At 35.4% G+C, this 20,060-nt stretch carries 20 protein-coding genes and 2 riboswitches; of the genes, 11 read left to right on the top strand and 9 right to left on the bottom strand.

The features are described 5' to 3' along the window. Positions 1 to 145 precede the first annotated feature (145 nt). From glcT to ptsP, 4 genes are all read left to right on the top strand, one after another. Positions 146 to 994 (top strand): glucose PTS transporter transcription antiterminator GlcT, encoded by an 849-nt coding sequence (gene glcT / locus DN389_RS15685; RefSeq protein ID WP_001067321.1) that lies wholly within the window; start codon positions 146 to 148, stop codon positions 992 to 994. Between the two features lie 339 nt (positions 995 to 1,333). Continuing rightward, entirely contained in the window at positions 1,334 to 3,397 is a 2,064-nt protein-coding gene (gene ptsG / locus DN389_RS15680) for a PTS glucose transporter subunit IIABC (protein WP_000473194.1), read from the top strand. 135 nt (positions 3,398 to 3,532) lie between these two features. Further along, a complete protein-coding gene (gene ptsH, locus DN389_RS15675; protein WP_000411080.1) occupies positions 3,533 to 3,796 on the top strand; it encodes a phosphocarrier protein HPr in 264 nt (87 codons plus the stop codon). After that, a complete protein-coding gene (ptsP, locus tag DN389_RS15670) occupies positions 3,796 to 5,508 on the top strand; it encodes a phosphoenolpyruvate--protein phosphotransferase (protein WP_000174214.1) in 1,713 nt (570 codons plus the stop codon). The genes ptsH and ptsP overlap by 1 nt, the downstream gene beginning before the upstream one ends. 97 nt (positions 5,509 to 5,605) lie before the next feature. On the opposite strand, the gene DN389_RS15665 is transcribed toward ptsP, so the two are convergent. The 3 genes from DN389_RS15665 to DN389_RS15655 all read right to left on the bottom strand — a co-directional run bounded on the left by DN389_RS15665 (position 5,606) and on the right by DN389_RS15655 (position 7,349). Then, positions 5,606 to 5,971, bottom strand: a complete 366-nt coding sequence (locus tag DN389_RS15665) for a DUF3915 domain-containing protein (protein ID WP_000468033.1) — start codon at positions 5,969 to 5,971, stop codon at positions 5,606 to 5,608. Between the two features lie 196 nt (positions 5,972 to 6,167). Further along, positions 6,168 to 6,386 carry a hypothetical protein gene (locus DN389_RS15660; RefSeq protein ID WP_088064340.1) on the bottom strand — a complete coding sequence of 73 codons (219 nt, stop codon included), beginning with the start codon at positions 6,384 to 6,386 and terminating at the stop codon, positions 6,168 to 6,170. Positions 6,387 to 6,731: 345 nt separating this feature from the next. Further along, positions 6,732 to 7,349, bottom strand: a complete 618-nt coding sequence (locus DN389_RS15655; protein WP_000180385.1) for a nitroreductase family protein — start codon at positions 7,347 to 7,349, stop codon at positions 6,732 to 6,734. Positions 7,350 to 7,679: 330 nt separating this feature from the next. On the opposite strand from DN389_RS15655, the gene DN389_RS15650 reads away from it, so the two are divergent. The 4 genes from DN389_RS15650 to DN389_RS15635 all read left to right on the top strand — a co-directional run bounded on the left by DN389_RS15650 (position 7,680) and on the right by DN389_RS15635 (position 11,421). Beyond that, entirely contained in the window at positions 7,680 to 8,972 is a 1,293-nt protein-coding gene (locus tag DN389_RS15650) for a GGDEF domain-containing protein (RefSeq protein ID WP_149237356.1), read from the top strand. Positions 8,973 to 9,063: 91 nt separating this feature from the next. Beyond that, the gene (locus DN389_RS15645) at positions 9,064 to 10,200 is read left to right on the top strand and encodes a serine hydrolase domain-containing protein (protein WP_149237355.1); all 1,137 of its coding nucleotides are present in this window, start codon (positions 9,064 to 9,066) and stop codon (positions 10,198 to 10,200) included. 4 nt (positions 10,201 to 10,204) lie between these two features. Further along, positions 10,205 to 11,083, top strand: a complete 879-nt coding sequence (locus DN389_RS15640; RefSeq protein WP_048546219.1) for an NAD(P)-dependent oxidoreductase — start codon at positions 10,205 to 10,207, stop codon at positions 11,081 to 11,083. 5 nt (positions 11,084 to 11,088) lie between these two features. Further along, positions 11,089 to 11,421, top strand: a complete 333-nt coding sequence (locus DN389_RS15635) for a DUF3909 family protein (RefSeq protein ID WP_087985115.1) — start codon at positions 11,089 to 11,091, stop codon at positions 11,419 to 11,421. A gap of 51 nt (positions 11,422 to 11,472) precedes the next feature. On the opposite strand, the gene DN389_RS15630 is transcribed toward DN389_RS15635, so the two are convergent. The 6 genes from DN389_RS15630 to DN389_RS15605 form a co-directional block, all read right to left on the bottom strand. Continuing rightward, on the bottom strand, positions 11,473 to 11,748 hold the full coding sequence (locus DN389_RS15630) for a hypothetical protein (protein ID WP_000054671.1): 276 nt from the start codon (positions 11,746 to 11,748) through the stop codon (positions 11,473 to 11,475). 309 nt (positions 11,749 to 12,057) lie between these two features. Beyond that, on the bottom strand, positions 12,058 to 12,570 hold the full coding sequence (locus DN389_RS15625) for a 1,2-dihydroxy-3-keto-5-methylthiopentene dioxygenase (protein ID WP_000057324.1): 513 nt from the start codon (positions 12,568 to 12,570) through the stop codon (positions 12,058 to 12,060). Beyond that, positions 12,548 to 13,186, bottom strand: a complete 639-nt coding sequence (locus DN389_RS15620; protein ID WP_000811321.1) for a methylthioribulose 1-phosphate dehydratase — start codon at positions 13,184 to 13,186, stop codon at positions 12,548 to 12,550. The genes DN389_RS15625 and DN389_RS15620 overlap by 23 nt, the downstream gene beginning before the upstream one ends. Next, positions 13,183 to 13,842 (bottom strand): 2-hydroxy-3-keto-5-methylthiopentenyl-1-phosphate phosphatase, encoded by a 660-nt coding sequence (locus DN389_RS15615; protein WP_000027484.1) that lies wholly within the window; start codon positions 13,840 to 13,842, stop codon positions 13,183 to 13,185. Before DN389_RS15615 ends, DN389_RS15620 begins: the two co-directional genes overlap by 4 nt. After that, a complete protein-coding gene (gene mtnW, locus DN389_RS15610; RefSeq protein ID WP_088123342.1) occupies positions 13,839 to 15,083 on the bottom strand; it encodes a 2,3-diketo-5-methylthiopentyl-1-phosphate enolase in 1,245 nt (414 codons plus the stop codon). The genes DN389_RS15615 and mtnW overlap by 4 nt, the downstream gene beginning before the upstream one ends. Before the next feature lie 64 nt (positions 15,084 to 15,147). Next, a riboswitch (SAM riboswitch) is annotated at positions 15,148 to 15,253 on the bottom strand. 64 nt (positions 15,254 to 15,317) lie between these two features. Then, positions 15,318 to 16,496: a pyridoxal phosphate-dependent aminotransferase gene (locus DN389_RS15605; RefSeq protein ID WP_000765535.1), complete on the bottom strand. Its 1,179-nt coding sequence runs from the start codon at positions 16,494 to 16,496 to the stop codon at positions 15,318 to 15,320. A 14-nt stretch (positions 16,497 to 16,510) separates the two neighbouring features. Here DN389_RS15605 and DN389_RS15600 point away from each other — a divergent pair, with 14 nt between their 5' ends. The 3 genes from DN389_RS15600 to mtnA all read left to right on the top strand — a co-directional run bounded on the left by DN389_RS15600 (position 16,511) and on the right by mtnA (position 19,919). Then, positions 16,511 to 17,374 carry a carbon-nitrogen family hydrolase gene (locus DN389_RS15600; protein WP_002107779.1) on the top strand — a complete coding sequence of 288 codons (864 nt, stop codon included), beginning with the start codon at positions 16,511 to 16,513 and terminating at the stop codon, positions 17,372 to 17,374. Between the two features lie 71 nt (positions 17,375 to 17,445). Further along, a riboswitch (SAM riboswitch) is annotated at positions 17,446 to 17,588 on the top strand. Between the two features lie 91 nt (positions 17,589 to 17,679). Continuing rightward, the gene (gene mtnK / locus DN389_RS15595) at positions 17,680 to 18,861 is read left to right on the top strand and encodes an S-methyl-5-thioribose kinase (RefSeq protein WP_088123341.1); all 1,182 of its coding nucleotides are present in this window, start codon (positions 17,680 to 17,682) and stop codon (positions 18,859 to 18,861) included. Next, entirely contained in the window at positions 18,858 to 19,919 is a 1,062-nt protein-coding gene (gene mtnA, locus DN389_RS15590; RefSeq protein ID WP_060488373.1) for an S-methyl-5-thioribose-1-phosphate isomerase, read from the top strand. The genes mtnK and mtnA overlap by 4 nt, the downstream gene beginning before the upstream one ends. Positions 19,920 to 20,060 lie beyond the last annotated feature (141 nt).

The following is a 20,060-nucleotide window of genomic DNA, read 5'->3' as shown; positions in this document are numbered from 1 at the left end:
TACAGTTGCTCTTACATTATACGCATCATATATAAACATGTCTAAAAAATGAATTTTTATAAAATGGTAGATGTTTTACATTGACGACAAAGAAGAATGTTCTGTAACATAAAAGCAGGCTATTTAAGTACGAGGGTGGTGTTATATGAATAATTATCTAGAAATTAAAAAAGTTTTAAATAATAATGTCATCATTGCTAGCCATCCTGAACATGAGGAAGTAGTAGTGATTGGTAAAGGAATTGGATTTGGGAAAAAAGCGAAAGATGTATTGGAGCAAGAACAAATTGAAAAAATGTTTGTTTTAAAAAATGAACGTGATCGTGAACAATACAAACTGTTAGTGCCGCATGTGAGTGAAAAACTAATTGAATTAATGAATGATATTATGTTCTACATTCAAGAAAAAGCAAAATCACCATTGAATGAACATATTCATATCGCTTTAACAGATCATATTTCTTTTGCGATTAAGCGGTTAAAACAAGGACTTACAATTGATAATCCTTTTTTAGTTGAAACGAAAATGCTCTATCCAGAGGAATATGAAATTGCTGAAGGTGTTGTAGACCTTTTAAATTCTCGTTTACAAATTACATTGCCAGAAGGAGAAATTGGTTTTATTGCACTCCATATTTACAGTTCGCTTACAAATTCAGATTTATCTTCAGTTAATCAAAACTCCCGTCTCATTGCACAGCTCGTATCTTTAATTGAGACAAACTTACAAATTACATTAGACCAAGAAAGTATCCATTATTTACGCCTTATCCGTCATTTACAATACGCAATTGAACGGGTAAAAAAAGGGGAAAAAGTAGAGGAATCACAAAGTTTTGCTGATTTATTAAAGGCAGAATATCCTGTCTGTTATAATTTAGCTTGGAAGCTAGTTAAGGTCATGCAAAAAGAATTGCAACTTCCTGTGTATGAAGCAGAGAGCATATATTTAACGATGCACCTGCAGCGCTTAGTGAAAGCAGAGCATGTGTAAAAAGACATATATTTTTGTCTAAAATGAAAACGTTAAAAAAAATCATTGAATCGCTTACAATAGTTATGTATAATAACTATTGCAAAGTTATACAAATTTCGACAAACACATTAAGGTAAGTAACGAAAACGTTTGCCTTAATTATAGTGAACTTATACGTAAACCTATTTTTGACACGTGTTACTGATTCGATCAGGCATGAGTGGAGAAAAGCAAGGAATGTAAGCTTGAGAAAGGGATATACTACCCTTTGTATAGCTATCGTTCTATCTTTTTTTCCTCATGTCTTTTTGGCGTTTGTCGGAAGGTATCAATATAGATAAGAGAGGAAGGGTTTCCATGTTTAAGAAGATCTTTGGTGTTCTTCAAAAAGTCGGAAAAGCGTTAATGCTTCCAGTTGCGATTTTACCGGCAGCAGGTATTTTACTTGGATTTGGTAATGCATTTCAAAATCCACAGTTAACAAATGTTATTCCTGCTTTAAAAGCAGATTGGTTCGTAATGGTAGCAAAAATTATGGAACAATCTGGTGATATTATTTTCGCTAACCTTGCATTATTATTCGCAGTTGGGGTAGCAATTGGTTTAGCTGGTGGAGACGGAGTAGCTGGATTAGCAGCGTTCGTCGGCTACTTAATTATGAACAAAACGATGAGTGTGTTCTTAGAAGTAGATAAGCTAGTGAAAGTAACAAGTTCTGGAGCAGACCCAGTAAAAATTGGATTTACAGATCCAGCATATGCAAACGTATTAGGAATTCCAACGCTACAAACGGGAGTGTTTGGTGGTATTATCGTCGGTATAGTAGCGGCATATTGCTACAATAAATACTTCAACATTGAATTACCATCATACTTAGGTTTCTTCGCAGGTAAGCGTTTCGTACCGATCGCAACTGCAACATTCTCTTTAGTAGTAGGTATAATCATGTGTTTCATTTGGCCATACATTCAAGGTGGCTTAAATACGTTCTCACATCAAATGATTGATGCAAATAGAACATTAGCAGCATTCATATTCGGTTTAATTGAACGTTCATTAATTCCATTTGGATTACATCATATTTTCTATTCACCGTTCTGGTTCGAATTCGGTCAGTATACAAATGCAGCTGGCGAATTAATCCGTGGTGACCAAAAAATCTTTATGGCACAGTTAAAAGACGGTGTAGAATTAACAGCAGGTACATTTACAACTGGTAAGTATCCGTTCATGATGTTCGGTCTTCCAGCAGCAGCATTAGCAATGTACCATGAAGCACGTCCAGAAAATAAAAAATTAGCAGCTGGTATTTTAGGTTCTGCTGCATTAACATCTTTCTTAACAGGTATTACAGAACCACTTGAATTTTCATTCTTATTCGTAGCACCAGTACTATTCGGAATTCACGCAGTATTCGCTGGTCTATCATTTATGACAATGCAAATTTTAGGTGTTAAAATTGGTATGACATTCTCTGGTGGTTTAATCGACTTTATGTTATTCGGTGTACTGCCAGGCCGTACAGCATGGTGGTGGGTAATTATTGTTGGTCTTGTACTAGCAGTTATTTACTACTTCGGATTCCGCTTTGCAATCCGTAAATGGGATTTAAAAACACCTGGTCGTGAAGTAGCAAATGCGAATGACGGCGCAGGTAAAACAGAAGCAGGAGAACTTCCACGTGAAGTATTAGTAGCACTTGGTGGTAAAGAAAACATTGCTTCTTTAGACGCTTGTATTACTCGTTTACGTGTTCAAGTTAACGAACAAAAGAATGTAAACAAAGATCGCTTAAAAGAGCTTGGAGCAGCTGGTGTACTTGAAGTTGGAAATAACATTCAAGCTATTTTTGGACCGAAATCTGACACGTTAAAATCACAAATTCATGATATTATGTCAGGTCGTACACCTCATGTTGAAAAAGAAGAGCCTGTAAAGGTAGAAGAAACTCCTAAACAAGTTGATGAAAACGAAACAATCGTATCACCAATTGAAGGGAAAATCTTACCGATTACAGAAGTACCTGATCAAGTATTCTCAGGAAAAATGATGGGAGACGGATTTGCAATCGAGCCAACAGAAGGAACAGTAGTTTCTCCAGTTAACGGTGAGATCGTCAACGTATTCCCTACAAAGCATGCAATTGGTATTCAATCTGAAGGCGGAAAAGAAATTTTAATCCACTTCGGTATTGATACTGTAAAATTAAATGGTGAAGGTTTTGAAGCACTTGTAGCACAAGGCGACAAAGTGAAACAAGGACAACCATTATTAAAAGTAGATCTTGCATTTGTAAAAGAAAATGCACCATCTATCATTACACCAATTGTCTTTACGAATTTACAACAAGGACAACAAGTCGAATTGAAAAAAGATGGAAATGTTAAGAAGGGCGAAAACGCTATTATTGACATTCAGTAGGAATTTGACGCAAAATGTTTATAATTATAATAGGCGATGTGGTTGACCGAACATCGCCTATTATATACAATAGATGATGTAGTACTCACGTCTATACAACTAAAAAATACTGTAATTTAAAGGAGATAAATTATCATGGAAAAAATCTTTAAAGTAACTAGCGACTCAGGAATTCATGCTCGTCCAGCAACTCTACTTGTAAACACTGCAAGCAAATTTGGTTCTGACATTAACTTAGAGTATAACGGAAAAAACGTTAACTTAAAATCAATCATGGGCGTTATGTCTTTAGGCATTCAACAAAACGCAGAAATTAAAATCACTGCAAATGGTGATGATGCAGCTCAAGCACTAGCAGCTATCGAAGAAACTATGAAAAACGAAGGATTAGGAGAATAATGACTCTTAATATTCAAGGGATCGCTGCATCAAGTGGGATTGCTATTGCAAAGGCTTTCAGACTTGAGAATCCTGAATTTAACATCGAAAAGAAATCAATTACAAACGAAGCTGCTGAAATTGCACGCTTAGACGCTGCGCTTGAAAAAGCAAAAACTGAATTAGAAGCAATTAAGGACCATGCTTTTGCTGAGCTGGGTGCTGATAAAGCTGCGATCTTTGAAGCACATTTATTAGTGTTAAATGATCCAGAACTAGTAAACCCAGTAAAAGATAAAGTAAATAGTGAAAAAGTAAATGCTGAATTTGCAATGGATGAAGTTGCATCAATGTTTATTTCTATGTTTGAAAACATGGATAACGAATATATGAAAGAACGTGCTGCGGACATTCGTGACGTAACAAAACGTGTTCTTGCACATTTACTAGGAATTAACTTCTCAAACCCTGGTACAATTTCTGAAGAAGTAATCATCATTGCTGAAGATTTAACACCATCTGATACAGCTCAGTTAAACCGCAAGTATGCAAAAGGTTTTACAACTGATATCGGTGGACGTACATCTCACTCTGCAATTATGGCTCGTTCTATGGAAATTCCTGCAGTTGTTGGTACGAAAGTTGTTATGGAGAAAATCCAAAACGGCGATATCGTAATCATCGACGGTTTAGATGGAGAAGTAATTGTAAATCCATCAGAAGAAACTCTTCGTTCTTTTGAAGAAAAGAAAGCGAAATTTGAAGAGCAAAAAACTGAATGGGCAAAATTAAAAGACCAAGCTACTGTAACAAGTGATGGACATCACGTTGAGCTTGTTGCAAATATCGGAACACCAAATGATGTACAAGGTATTATCGATAATGGCGGAGAAGGCGTTGGTTTATACCGTACAGAATTCTTATACATGGGCCGTGACAATCTTCCAACAGAAGAAGAGCAGTTCGAAGCGTATAAAGCAGTTCTTGAAGGTGTAAAAGAAGGTCAACCTGTTGTTGTTCGTACACTTGACATCGGTGGAGATAAAGAGCTTCCATACTTACATTTACCAAAAGAAATGAACCCATTCTTAGGATACCGTGCAATTCGCTTATGTCTTGATGAGCAAGATGTGTTCCGTACACAACTTCGTGCATTACTTCGTGCTAGCGTATACGGTAACTTAAAAATTATGTTCCCAATGATTGCAACTCTTGATGAGTTCCGTCAAGCGAAAGCAATCTTATTAGAAGAGAAAGCGAAACTTGTAGAAGCGGGGACAACTGTTTCTGATTCTATTGAAGTGGGTATGATGGTTGAAATCCCAGCTTCAGCAGTATTAGCAGATCAATTCGCAAAAGAAGTTGATTTCTTCTCTATCGGAACAAATGACTTAATCCAATACACAATGGCTGCAGACCGTATGAACGAACAAGTAGCTTACTTATACCAACCATATAACCCATCTATTTTACGTCTTGTAAAAATGGTTATCGATGCGGCTCATAAAGAAGGCAAATGGGCTGGTATGTGTGGTGAGATGGCGGGCGATTCACTTGCTATCCCATTATTATTAGGATTAGGTTTAGATGAGTTCAGTATGAGTGCAACATCTATTCTTCCTGCAAGAACACAACTAAGCAAGTTGTCAAAAGCAGAAATGGAAACATTAGCAGAAAAAGCATTAATGATGTCAACTGCTGAAGAAGTTGTTGAACTAGTTAAAAGCATATAATCAATAAAAAAACCTGAGTCGATTTGAAATCGGTCTCAGGTTTTTTCTATGAGAAAAGTAAATCTTATTTTCTTACTATAGAGGATAAGGAACGGAATTAGATAGCGATAGCAACGATATCAGTTGGGCATACACGTAAAATACCAGTAAAAGTATTTCGATTTTGATTGTTCTTATCGTCTTTATTATTATCTTTATCGTCTTTGTTATTACGAGCTAAAGCAGAGAAAAGAGCAACGCCGTTAGCGAAACCTTCAAAAATTACATTGTTGAATGTTCCGTTACCTCTAATGCTTAAAAGAGAAAGTTCTGTTCCAACTGAAATGCTAGCAAGTACGTTACATACAGCTGGTTGTTGTGGTTTTACCTCTCTCTCTTTCTCGCGATGGTCACGATGGTCGCACTCTCTTTCACGATGATGACAGTCTCTAAAGTTATCACAGCATCCAAATGATCCAAACATAATCCTCATCACCCCCTTCACACTTATAATCTATGTAAGTTCGGTAGTGAGTGACTGGACAGAGAGTGGAATTTTTTCTGGGGGATTTTCTCATTTTAAAAGACTAGCTGGGTGTTTAGTACGGAATGATGTTTAAAATAGGGGAAATATCACAAAAAAGTGTAAAGACCACCGAAATAAATGAAATAGGTAGGCTTTACACTTTTTTACTTTTATATAAAACGATGATATATACAGGGAGAGCTAAGAGTAGTGGTGCAATGGATCTTGCAGTATGTTTTTCTGCGTCTAATTTGAACGCTTCTTCTTTTGGGAATTGTAACACTGATATGTTTGTAGCATCGCCAATAAAATATAACAGCAGTACAGTTACTATGTAACTTAAAAGTGCGATAAAGCTTCCGTATGAACTCAATGAAAATCCCTCTCTTGTTATCTATTTGTTATCATTGTATCATAATTGTAACAAAAACACACGGTTATATTTCGATACTTTAACAAAATTCGACACGAAACGCCATTTATGTGTATGGGAATAGCATGAATTTTACTGTTTTTTTATGTATAGATGTCGAATAATACATTGTAATATTACGGATGTGTGACAGAATAAAAAAGAAACGAAGGTAATGAAATTACCTTCGTTTCTTTTTTATTCTGTATTAAAGAGCAGTAAGCCCCCCACCTCAAAATTCAGCGAAAGCAAAGAAGTTAGGCGGAGGATTAACTGTCCATAAAAACCGATTATAGTTTCACTTTATTATTTTGCCCATTCACTCACTTGTTCTACGCTCATTCGTGGTGCAGGATGACCTTTTAAAGTTGATTCACCAATTGTAATAAGCATAATTGGTACGTAACGAGATGAAACATTGAATTCTTCTGTAAGTGCTTGTGGGTTGAAACCACCAATAGCACAAGTATCCCAGCCAGTTGCTTTAGCCGCAAGCATAAGTTGCATTGCTGCTAAAGATGCATTTGAAAAGGCTGCATCTCTTGGGAATTGCTCACGAGCATATGCAGACTCAATATTTTTAGCTAAGCGCTCTTTTGCTTCTTCTTTCATAAATCCTTGTTCTACAATTGGACCATAAACTGGTTCAACGTTTTTATAAGCTTCTAAATCACCTAAAATAGCGACTACAGCAGAAGCATCAAGTATTTGTTGCTGGTTATAAGCAATTGGATGCAATCGTTTCTGTACATCTTCACCTTGGAATACAAGGAATTTCCAGTGCTGCAAGTTCCAAGCAGAAGGTGCTTGAGCAGCTCCCTTTAAAATCTCGTGTAACTCTGTAGATGAAATTTCTTTCTCTGGGTTGAATGCACGTGTAGATGTGCGTTCGTATAGAACATTAAAAAAGTTGTCGTTTGTCATTATATATCCTCCAAGTAACATATCAAATTATAAAAAAATACATGTAATATATTCTACTTACATTTTGTAAGTTGTCGAATTTAAGAATATAATATCTTTATTTTAATTGTCAAGTTTTAAAGAGGAAGCTAGGGCATTCATACAAACGATACAATTCCTATAATCATACACTAGAAAAGGAATTTATAGAGAAAAAGCGAAGAGAGCATTCTCAATTAGCTTGTTAATATGTATCCCTCACTCATTAAAGTATTTAGAGAACAGTCTTTTTATAAAATGTTTGTGAGGAATGCAGTAGAACAAGATATATGAAGTGAGTGAAGACTAGTGATGAACATACTACATTTTTTATTAGAGAATACGGTTTTCCAAAATGTATTACAAGATCTTCAGTTAAATGTCCTTTATATAGAAAATGGATGTACACATCAACAAACGATAGAAAATATTCATCCAAAATGTATGTTTATAGCAAATAGTTTTGAAGAAGGAGAATTATTGTTTCAGAGAACAAAACCACATATTGTAATTATGTATGTAACAGATTTTTCTCAAATAAAATATATAAAGAATATGTATAATCCACAGAGTACATTTATTGTCATTTGGGATCAACAGATAACAAGCGAGTTTGCAGAGGTGCTTACGTTAGGAATACGTAATATTGTGATAGCTCCTGTGACTCCACAAATGGTGTTAGAGGAAGTGAATAAGAGTTTGTATCAGCTTTCTTTAGTGCGGCAAGTAAGTTTGCAACAAGAATTACTTCAAACGATGTTTGATTTTCAAAATGATCTATTATTTATAGTAGAAGACGATGAGATTGTTGATTGTAATACAAATTTTTTAGAGTTTTTCGGATATGAAAATTTATTTGCCTATCGTGAGCAACATTTAGTATTTGCTGAACATTTTATTAGAGAAAACGGATACTATTCAACAACTCACGATATAACATGGTTAGATGATACATTATCATATGATAGAAGAATTAAGATGTCCAATTATGAAGGGGAAGTGTCAACTTTTTTATTGCGTGCGACACCACTGCCAGAAGATTTATCAAGATTTATTGTGAAGTGTACAGAGATTACAGAATTAGATGAAATCTATCAAGAACAAGAAAGGCTTGCTATGATAGATTCGTTAACAGAGATTTATAATCGTTTGAAGTTCCAACAAATACTAGAGGCAGAATGGGATAATGCAATGCGTAACGATGAAAAAATAGCACTTATTTTATTTGACATAGATAATTTTAAAATAGTAAATGACACGTATGGCCATGATTTTGGTGACTTAGCATTAATTCAGCTTGCAGAGCTTATGAAATCTAAAGTGGAGCAGCAACATGTATTTGCAAGGTGGGGAGGAGAAGAATTTATTATATTAGTAACGAATACAGTAGAAAAAGAAGCATTTCAGGTTGCGGAATCATTACGATTTTTCATTGAAACAAAGCAGTTCTCCGGAATTTCGAAATTAACAGCGAGTTTTGGAGTCGCGTTATATGAACAAGGGATTACAAGAGAAGAATTAATGCAACGAGCGGATATTGCATTATATGAAGCGAAAAAAAATGGTAAAAATCAAGTGTGTGTATATAGAAAAGAAAAAAAGTGATTTTTCGCAACAAATTGTTGCGATTTTTTTTTATTGTTTGATAATAGAATGTGGGGGGGGATTTTGAACGAAGGAATTATGGAGGAACAACATGATAAAAAAAATAATGACGATGGCTTCGCTGTCTGCTGTAGTTTGTGGTGGAGTATACTATTTTCTCTATAATCCCAATATAAAGGAAAGCACTGTATTAACAACTAAGGTGAATCCTACTATTGAATCAGAAGTACAGGGGAATATAGAAGAAAAAAAAGAACAACAAATTGATTATGCTAGTATATCTCGAAAGTTAGATCAATATTTAATAGGAAAGCAATTTAATGGGACAGTTTTAGTAACAGATAAAGAGCATGTTATATTGAATAAAGGATATGGATATGCTGATGTTCAATATAAGATAGAGAATACGTCTCAAACAAAATATCGTGTCGGTTCTATTACGAAAACCGTTGTGGCAACATCTATTTTACAGCTGCAGGAACAAGGGAAGTTAAATATTCAAGATAATGTAAATAAATATATTCCCTCTTTTCCAGTAGATAAAAATATTACTTTATATCATTTGTTAACACATACATCAGGTTTACCGGAAAGTGGAAAAGGGAAAGTGAATGCCGCTTCTCGTATAAATTTAGTAAATTGGATTGGAAGTCAAAAATTAGAATTTCCACCAGGCTCAGGTTGGAGATATACAGATTATAATTATATGGTGCTTGCCTATATTATAGAAAGTATATCAAAAAAACCTTTAGGAGATTACATAAAAGAAAATATATTTACTAAAGCAGAAATGCATGAATCTGGTATGGGAAATATGGTTCAGGGAGATCAGCATTTTACTAAAGGATATGTAAAGAAAGAGAATGTACTTGAACCTGCACAAAAATTGTTAATGGAGTGGTTATATGGATGCGGTGAGATGTATACGACAGTTGGTGATATGAAGAAGTTAGACGAAGCGATTATAAATGGGAAACTTCTTTCTGAACAAAGTAGACAAGCGATGTTTTCACCTTCAACAGAACGAAAATATGCATATAGTTTTTACATATATCCGGATTATTTTCATAATCATGGTGTACTATCTGGTTGGAACACTTTCAATAATTTTAATAAAGAAAAAGGCACTTTTGTTATATTATTTTCAAATGTGAAAAATAGTATAGATGATGATTTTAATAATGAGTTTCGAAAGATGGTAAGTGATTTATTAGAACAAAGGGGATGAGAAAATGGAACGTAAAAATGTATCAATAGGTTTCATCGGTATTGGTGTAATGGGAAAAAGTATGGTGCGTCATTTAATGCAAGACGGCTATAAAGTATATGTATATAATAGAACGAAAACGAAGACAGACTCTTTAGTGCAAGATGGTGCGAATTGGTGTGATACACCGAAAGAGTTAGTGAAGCAAGTTGATGTTGTAATGACTATGGTTGGATATCCACATGATGTAGAAGAAGTGTATTTTGGGATAGATGGAATTTTGGAGAATGCAAATGAAGGTACGATAGCAATTGATTTCACGACATCTACACCAACATTGGCAAAACGTATTAACGAAACCGGTAAAAGTAAGAATGTATATACGTTAGATGCGCCTGTATCTGGAGGAGACGTTGGTGCGAAAGAAGCAAGGCTCGCAATTATGGTCGGTGGCGAAAAAGAAATATATGAAAAATGTTTACCGTTATTTGAAAAACTAGGGACAAATATTCAGTTGCAAGGACCAGCTGGAAGTGGACAACATACAAAAATGTGCAATCAAATTGCGATTGCTTCTAACATGATTGGAGTATGTGAAGCTGTTGCTTATGCGAAAAAAGCTGGACTAGACCCAGATAAAGTATTAGAGAGTATTTCAACGGGAGCAGCAGGTAGCTGGTCATTGAGTAACTTAGCTCCCCGAATGTTAAAGGGAGATTTTGAACCAGGGTTTTATGTAAAGCATTTTATGAAAGATATGAAGATAGCTTTAGATGAGGCTGAAAAATTGCAATTGCCAGTGCCAGGTTTAAGTTTGGCGAAGGAATTGTATGAGGAGTTAATGAAAGATGGGGAAGAGAATAGCGGAACACAAGTTTTATACAAAAAATACATAAGGGGGTAAATGAGATGGATCTTCAAAAATTTGATGAGATGATTGATACTGTTCAGCGAACAACTTGTATACAAATTAGTGCAAAACAAAAAGAAGCTTTTAAACAAAAATATGATTTTGAGCCGGAATTCGAATATGGAAGAGATGAGAAGGGGCATTATGTTATTCGAGCTTCAAAAAAGATGTTAGAAGAAATGGATTTTTATTTGGCATTGAAATATGATCGAGATGGGGTTGATCTTTATATGCAAGCAGAGATTGACGGTATATGTCACGTATCTGTTAGCTATAGTGAAGATGTCCTACATTTACAAGAATTGTTTCAATTTCTAGAAGAAAATAAATAAAAGTCCTCATTTGAGGACTTTTATTTATTTAGGTATATTTAATTTTTATAATTATAAGCTAGAAGCTCGGCGGCATCGTTCAATTGGGAATGGAATAACTTGCGCGATGTGATTAGGACCAAATTGTTTTGCACGAGCATGGCGTACTATATAAAATGCACACAGAATTGAAACAGGAATAGCGCCGAATAAACCAAAAAATAAAGCGCTTACACAAGATGCGACAAAACCTAAAACACCAACTTCTAACTCTTCCATAATAGCTCCTAGAATAACAGGAAGTGCTCCACACGTAACCCCTAGTATAAGTGCGATAAGTAAACTCATGATTACCCCCCTCTGTTTGCGATATTCTTTTCCTTTTTATTTAATAGTAGTATACCATACGTAAAACAGAATTTTCAGAAAAAATTCAAAAAAAGTTCAATAAATGTTCAAAAAGTGTTCAGAAATACACTTAAAAAATAGAAGGGGGAGGTTGTTTTTTTGAACGAAAGGAATCGTATGGTTAGGTACATAAAAAATCAGGCTTATTTCATTTTTTGAAATAAGCCTGTTCCATAGGAGGATGTATATATGTAGAGTGAATAAAAGGTTGGAAAAGGGGATCCAAGTCCTTTTATTCAACTAACTACCTTAATAGATCGGAACCCAGCCTTCAGTTGTAACAAAAATACGAATAGCTACAACTTGACGATCATCTTGCAAGGTAAAATAGTGTCTTGCATTTTCTGGAACAGATATGAGATCGCCTGGCTCAAGTTCAACGTCAAAGAATTTGCCATCTTTTCCTTCAATGGCAAAGATGCCATGTCCACTAACAATAAAGCGAACTTCATCATCGGTATGATGGTGTTCTTTTTGGAAATTAATTAATAATTCGTCAAGGTTAGGTGTGCTATTTGAAAGTGAAATTACATCATGTGCTTTATAACCTCGGCGCGCTGAAACATCAGCGATTTCTTTTGAAAACACAGCTAATATTTCAGCCTTGTTTTCATCTGTTAACGAATAATTTTCATTTAAATAAGTAGGAAGTTTAGAGATGTTCCATTTCTCATATAAAACGCCTTCCTCTTGTAGAAATTTAGATACTTCTACTTCATTTTCTATGCGAGTATTTACTTCATGAATACGAATTTGCGCCATTAGAAACGCCTCCTTGAATTGATAATAGTTTTATATGAAATTGGAATAAAAACTCATAAGCTTCTAATCTTTTCTTTGCATCAAAGCTATCTCGGCCCCATACGGTAATACCGTGGTTACGAATTAATACTGCTCCCGAATCTCCTTGTATGTGCTTTCGGAAGTTTTCTCCAAGCGTTGGGATATGGGCATGGTTTTCGATAATAGGAATGTGAATTGTTGCACCCTCTTCCCAAATATCGAGAGCTTTAATAATTTCTTGATTTTGAAGGGTGACTGCATCACTATATAAATTTGTGATGACATTATTATCAGTTGTATGAACATGAAGTACGCACCCAGCATTCGTATTGTTATAAATATGTGTATGCAATATTGTTTCTGCTGAAGGGCGTAATTCAGTCTCTAATACGGGAAGCCCTAGATGATCTACTAATAGAAAATCATCTGGAGTTGTTTTTGTTTTATCTTTACCGCTTGCTGTAATAAGAAAAGTAAGTGGCTCATGACTAACCTTTATAGAAATATTACCACTCGTTGCTGGAAACCAATTTCGTGTTGTTAATTCTTTTTTTATCTCGCTTAAGTCATACCATTGACGAAAAAGTTGTTTCATGATTTCACCTCCAACAAATGTTTTAATTGGGTTTGAACATCGTGAAATGTTTCAAACGGTGTATAAGCAATATAATTCTCTTCACACTTTGTAATAAGGAAGTCGCGAGCAAATACTTTATCTGCTTGTTTCGCAGCTTGTAAATCAGTAATTGAATCTCCAATTACAATATGGAAGTCATTCGTATCACTTAATTTACGGATTAAAGATGATTTGCATAATCCGCAATGATTTTGACAATGATGATCACAAGGATGAGGCCACTTAACTGTAATGAATTCACTTGAAAAGTCTGTTTCATTACAGTAAATTTGCTCTTTTGGAATGATTCCTTGTAAGAGTGGATAGACGAAGAAATCCATTCCACCTGATATAACGTAAAAAGAAATGTTATTTTCATTTACAAATTGTATAAATTCATGAAAACCACTACGGATTTCAGCAGTTTTTATTAAAAATTGAATCATATCATCGTGTAGACTAGTAGGTATTAATTGAAATAATTGAGAAACACCTTCTTGAATAGACAGCTCTTGTGATAAAATTCTATTCTTTACTTCTTCGGCTTCTGGTGGTGCGAATTTTTCCATAATGGACATAATGTTATCGTTATTTGTAATCGTGCCATCGAAATCACAAAATACTTGAATACTCATAATTTCACCCCATGAGAGGGATTTCCCCATATTTGTAGTGCACTATGCAAATTTATGTCATCTACTTCGTGGAGTGGTGAATTTTGCAAAGTAGCATTAATTGCAGTACGGAAAGCTTTACCGCCCCCTTGCGCCCCACTTGGATGCCCATGTATCCCGCCGCCAGCATTAATAACAACATCTTTACCGAAATCTCGTAGAATAAAGGGAACGAAACCAGGATGAATACCAGCAGACGGAACAGAAAAACTCTTCTTGAAAAATGCATCGTCTTCAGTTAAATGTTTTGAGATGGCAAGAGCCTCCTCTTTTTCTAGTGCAACACTTCCGTATGGAGATGGGAATAATGAAAAGTCAGCCCCAGCATAACGTAGTAGCTTTCCTAGTAATAATGGAGAGGAAACTCCATATAACTTGGATGCTGAATAAGCACCACTTACAGCAGGGTGTGCCATAATAGGAACTGGGATTTCATCATCTTCTGCAAGTGATTGTAGTACATCTAGTCCGTAAGCAAATACATTAAATAATAGAATATCTGCCCCAGCTTGCACTGCGCGTTTCGCATTTTCTTTTAAATCAAAAGTTCGTCCTGTTAAATTTACGGCATATAACGTTTTATGTCCGTATGTTTCATATACGGATTCTAAAACTTCTTTTCCAGATACAATGCGTTTCGTAAGTGGTGTTAATGTATTCTCAAATAATATTTCATCATCTTTTACTATATCTACACCACCAATTGCTTGATCGCGTAATTGCGTTTTTAAATACCCAATATTTCGTCCAATCATTCCTTTAAAAATACTCATTAAAAGGGGACGCTCATGCACTTGTAAAAGATTTCGAATACCATCTATCCCGAATTTTGGACCAGGGAAATATTGTTTTAACTCGTCTGAAAATGTTAAGTCGATTAATTTCACTTCACCATCAAGTGATAGCTTTCCGAATGTAGTTGTTAAAATTGCTGGTAAGTCCGGACTGAAGTTTAATAACGGATATTCGATTTTAATAATTCCGCGTTTTACTTTTTTACGTAAATACGAATTGGTATGTTCTTGTTCAGCTAGTTCCTCAACATGAATGACGTTGCCTTTATGCTGTTTTAATTGTTCTTGCAATAAGTGTGGCAAATGAGTCCAAGAGCCAATTGTTAAACCGAGTGCAATTTGCTCGGCTTTTTTTTCTAAGTTATGTGAATCATCATGGATTAAATACGTTGCTATAATTCCGCTCATTGTTAAAACCTCCTAGTTAAATAAAAAAACCTCTCAGCTAAGGAGAGGTTTTTTTACAACCAGCTCCTTATCTGTCAGCATAATGCTGCGAGAATTAGCACCGTGTCTACAATTGTAGATCGGTTGCCGGGTTTCGTCGGGCTCGTCCCTCCACCTGCTCTTGATAAGAAGTATTTAGAAATGTTTAAATTTTTAAGATAACTGAATTTTGTCAGATATTTTTCATGTTGTCAATTACTTTTTGAAAAAATTTAATTTATCAATTCGATTAATGGCTTCTCGTAATCTATCTTCTGTATGCAAGAGACCAACACGGACATATCCTTCGCCATGTTCACCAAATCCAACACCAGGAGCAACTGCAACGTGTGCTTTTTCTAGTAAAATATTAGAAAATTGCTCAGATGTATATCCTTTCGGAACAGGAAGCCATGCAAAGAATGAGCCTGTTGGAATATCTACATTCCAACCAATTGAGTGACAAGCTGAAACAAGAGCGTTTCTTCGAGATTCGTAACTATTTACAAGGTCTATTACGCAAGATTGTGAACTTAATAGTGCTTCGCGGGCAGCATCTTGAACTGCACCAAAAATACTAACATACATATGATCTTGTAATAAGTTAATTGTCTCAATCACACTTTCATTCCCCACAGCAAAAGCGATGCGCCATCCAGCCATATTGAAAGTTTTCGATAGAGTGTAAATTTCAATACCTGTATTTTTAGCACCGTCTGCTTGCAAGAAACTAACAGGTTTTTGACCATCGAATCCAATAGCACCGTAAGCAAAATCATGAACGACTAATATATTATGTTTATTAGCAAAATGAATGGTTTCATCAAAGAAATCTTTTGATGCAGTAGCACCAGTAGGATTATTTGGATAGTTTAAAAACATTAACTTTGCACGCTTAGCGGTAGTGGCATCAATTTTTGTATAATCTGGTAAAAAATTATTTTCTGCAATAAGCGGCATTGTTACAAATTGTGCTTTTGCTAAAGCAACTCCTGATAAATAATCTGGATAGCCTGGATCTGGAACGAGAATAGTATCACCAGGGTTTGTAAAACAAACTGGTAATTCTACTAATCCAGCTTTTCCACCAAACAAAATAGCAACTTCTGTTTTTGGATTTACTACTACATCATATTCGCGTTGATAGAATGTTGCCACGGCTTCTTTTAAACTTTCGTGTCCGCGAAATGGCGGATATTTATGATGAATGGTCTTTTCAGCAGCATCTTGTAAAGCTTTTACGATATGCTGCGGTGTTGGTTGATCTGGATTACCTTGACCTAGATTAATAACATCGTGACCAGCTGCAACGACTTTGTTAACTTTTGCAACAAGTGAAGCAAAAAATTGTGTAGGCAATGATGTTACTATCTCAGAAGGTTGAAATAATTTCATACTTTCCACCTCTTTTGAAAGTTGTTACAATTCTAGTGACAAATGATATAATCTTTCCAGTATTTTGTAAAGAAAAAATTAAGAATGGGGCTGACAAAATGAAAGTCGCATGTATTCAAATGGATATTGTCTTTGGAGATGTAGAAAAAAATATTGAGAATGCTAAAAATAAAATAAGCGAAGCGATGAAGGAAAGACCAGATGTGATTGTCTTACCAGAACTATGGACAACGGGATATGATTTAACGAGGCTTACTGAAATTGCAGATAGGGATGGATTGCAAACGAAAGAAAAGCTGAAAGAATGGTCGAAGCAATATGGTGTACATATTGTCGGTGGTTCTATAGCGAAGCAAACAGAGCAAGGTGTTACAAATACAATGTATGTGGTAAACAAGGAAGGAGAACTAGTCAATGAATATAGTAAAGTGCACTTATTTCAGCTTATGGATGAACATAAATATTTAATCGCTGGAAATAGTACAGGTGAATTTAGGCTAGATGATGTAGAGTGCGCCGGCACAATTTGTTATGACATTCGTTTTCCAGAGTGGATGCGCGTTCATACTGCTAAAGGTGCAAAAGTTTTATTTGTTGTAGCAGAATGGCCATTGGTTCGTTTAGCGCATTGGCGTTTGTTACTGCAAGCAAGAGCAGTTGAAAATCAGTGTTATGTTGTTGCATGTAATAGGGCAGGAAAGGATCCGAATAATGAGTTTGCCGGTCATTCTTTAATTGTCGATCCTTGGGGCGAAGTTGTTGTAGAAGCGAATGAAGAAGAATCAATTTTATTTGGAGAGCTTCATTTTGAGAAAATTAAAGAAGTACGCAAAGGAATTCCAGTTTTTGCAGATCGTCGTCCAGAATTATACAAATAAAATGTTGACAAGTGATTTTTATTCTTGGTATAGTCTTCAACATAAAGTTAAAAATTCAAAAAATTATACAACTCTTATCAAGAGCAGGTGGAGGGATTTGGCCCGATGAAGCCCAGCAACCGACCGTAATACCATTGTGAAATGGGGCGTTTATTTACGCCAAAAGGCACGGTGCTAATTCCAGCAGAAAGTAAACCTTTCTGGCAGATAAGAGGGGAGAAGATAAACTTCAAACCTCTTTCTTTGTGGAAAGAGGTTTTTCTACGTGAGAAAAACCTCTGAATTAAAAAAAGGGGGAGAAGACGATGGGATATTATTCATTAACTGAAACGACAGCTATACAATATGCGAAAGAACATGGTTATTTTGAAAAGAAAGCAAATGTAGTTTGTCATGAAATTGGAGATGGAAATTTAAATTACGTGTTCAAATTAGATGATGGAGAGAAGTCTATTATAATCAAACAAGCACTGCCATATGCGAAAGTAGTTGGTGAGAGCTGGCCACTGTCTATAAAAAGAGCGACGATTGAAAGTAAAGCATTACAAATTTTTGCGAAGTATGTGCCGGAATATGTGCCGGTAGTGTACAGTCATGATGAAGAGTTAGCAGTAACGGTCATAGAAGACTTATCGAGGCTAACAATTACAAGAAAAGGATTAATAGATGGAGAGGAGTACCCGCTTTTATCCCAACATATTGGTCGTTTTCTAGCACATGTTTTGTTTTATACTTCAGATTTCGGGTTAGAGTCAGAAGAGAAAAGGGTACTAGAAGGTGCATTTGTAAACCCAGACCTTTGCAAAATTACAGAAGATTTAGTGTTTACAGATCCGTTTAGTCATTATGATACGAATGATTATGAACCAGAGTTACAACTAGCGGTGGATGAACTGTGGAGTGACAAAAATTTAAAATTAAAAGTAGCACAGTATAAATATAAGTTCTTAACGAGAAAAGAAGCGCTTATTCATGGTGATTTACATACTGGTAGTATTTTTTCATCACCTGCTGAAACGAAAGTAATTGATCCCGAATTTGCAACATATGGTCCATTTGGATTTGATCTTGGCCAATTTATTGCAAATTTATTATTAAATGCACTATCCCGTGAAGAGGAAAAAAGAAGTGTGCTATTTTTCCATATTGAGAAAACATGGAGTTATTTTGTAGAAGCTTTTACGAAGTTATGGATTGGAGAAGGTGTAGAAGCATATACGAAAGAGAAACAATGGTTGCCAATTATTTTGCAAAATATTTTTACAGATGCCGTTGGATTTGCCGGATGTGAGCTTATCCGTAGAACAATTGGCTTAGCGCATGTAGCTGATTTAGATGGAATAGCAAATAAAGAAACGAGGATTCAAGCTAAGAAACAAGCGTTATCCTTAGGTAAAGAACTAATAAAATATGAAGCTAAGAGTGCTGATATTCAACTGTTCCGAACATTATTTCAACAGACAGTTTCTGGAGGGATAAAAGCATGAGTACAATTGTTACGGTTCCGAGATCTGTCAGTTGGAAAGGTGATGCCATTGCAGTATTAAATCAAACAAAGTTGCCGCATAGTACAGAATACAAAACATTAACGACGATTGAAGAGGTATGGAAAAGTATTGTCATGCTAGAGGTACGAGGAGCACCTGCAATTGGAATTGTAGCTGCATTTGGCTTGGCACTTGCATCAAAAAAATATAATACTGTACATATGGAAGAATTTCAAAAGAAGTTTAATAGAGATTGTAATTATTTAGGAACGTCACGCCCGACAGCAGTCAATTTATTTTGGGCAATCGATCGTATGAGAGAATCCATTCGAGAAATTACTACAATAAAAGAAGCACAAAAAATATTAGAAGAAGAAGCGCTTCTCATTCAGCAAGAAGATGAAGCGGTATGCCGGAGTATTGGAGAACATGCATTAACATGCTTTAAAAACGGTGATAACATTTTAACAATTTGTAACGCTGGAAGTATTGCAACTGCTAGATATGGTACTGCATTAGCACCGTTTTATATTGGGAAAGAAAAAGGTGTACGTTTACATGCGTATGCGTGTGAAACGAGACCGGTTTTACAAGGCGGGCGTTTAACGACCTGGGAATTAAAACAGGCAAATATTGATGTAACACTTATTACAGATAATACGGCAGCGCATGCTATTCAAACGAAAGAAATAAACGCGATTATTGTAGGAGCGGACCGAATTGTCGCAAATGGAGATGCAGCAAATAAAATCGGAACAATGAATTTAGCTATATTAGCAAAGTATTTCGATATTCCATTTTACGTTGCAGCTCCGTTATCTACGTTTGATATTACGAAACAAACAGGTACAGAAATTGTTATTGAAGAAAGAGATGAAACCGAAGTTACGAAAATTTTTGGAAAACAAGTGGCACCAGTTGGAACTACTGTTTATAATCCAGCATTTGATGTAACACCGAATGAATTAATTACAGGTATTATTACTGAAAAAGGCATCATACACGGAGATTATAAATGGGAAATTGCATCGTTATTTGAAAGACAAGCTAATACATAATAGCTTGTTTTTTTTATCCCGCATTAACGGGCAGTAAGACCCCCACCTCAAAATTCAGCGGAAGCAAAGAAGTTGGTGGGGGTCAACTGCCCGTAAAAGCCCAATTGGTTCAACTAATAATCAGTGGGGGATGAAGAAAAC

The sequence above is a fragment of the Bacillus sp. AY3-1 genome, from assembly GCF_008368785.1.
Classification (GTDB): Bacteria; Bacillota; Bacilli; order Bacillales; family Bacillaceae_G; genus Bacillus_A; species Bacillus_A wiedmannii.
This window is presented reverse-complemented; position numbering and strand designations above follow the sequence as displayed.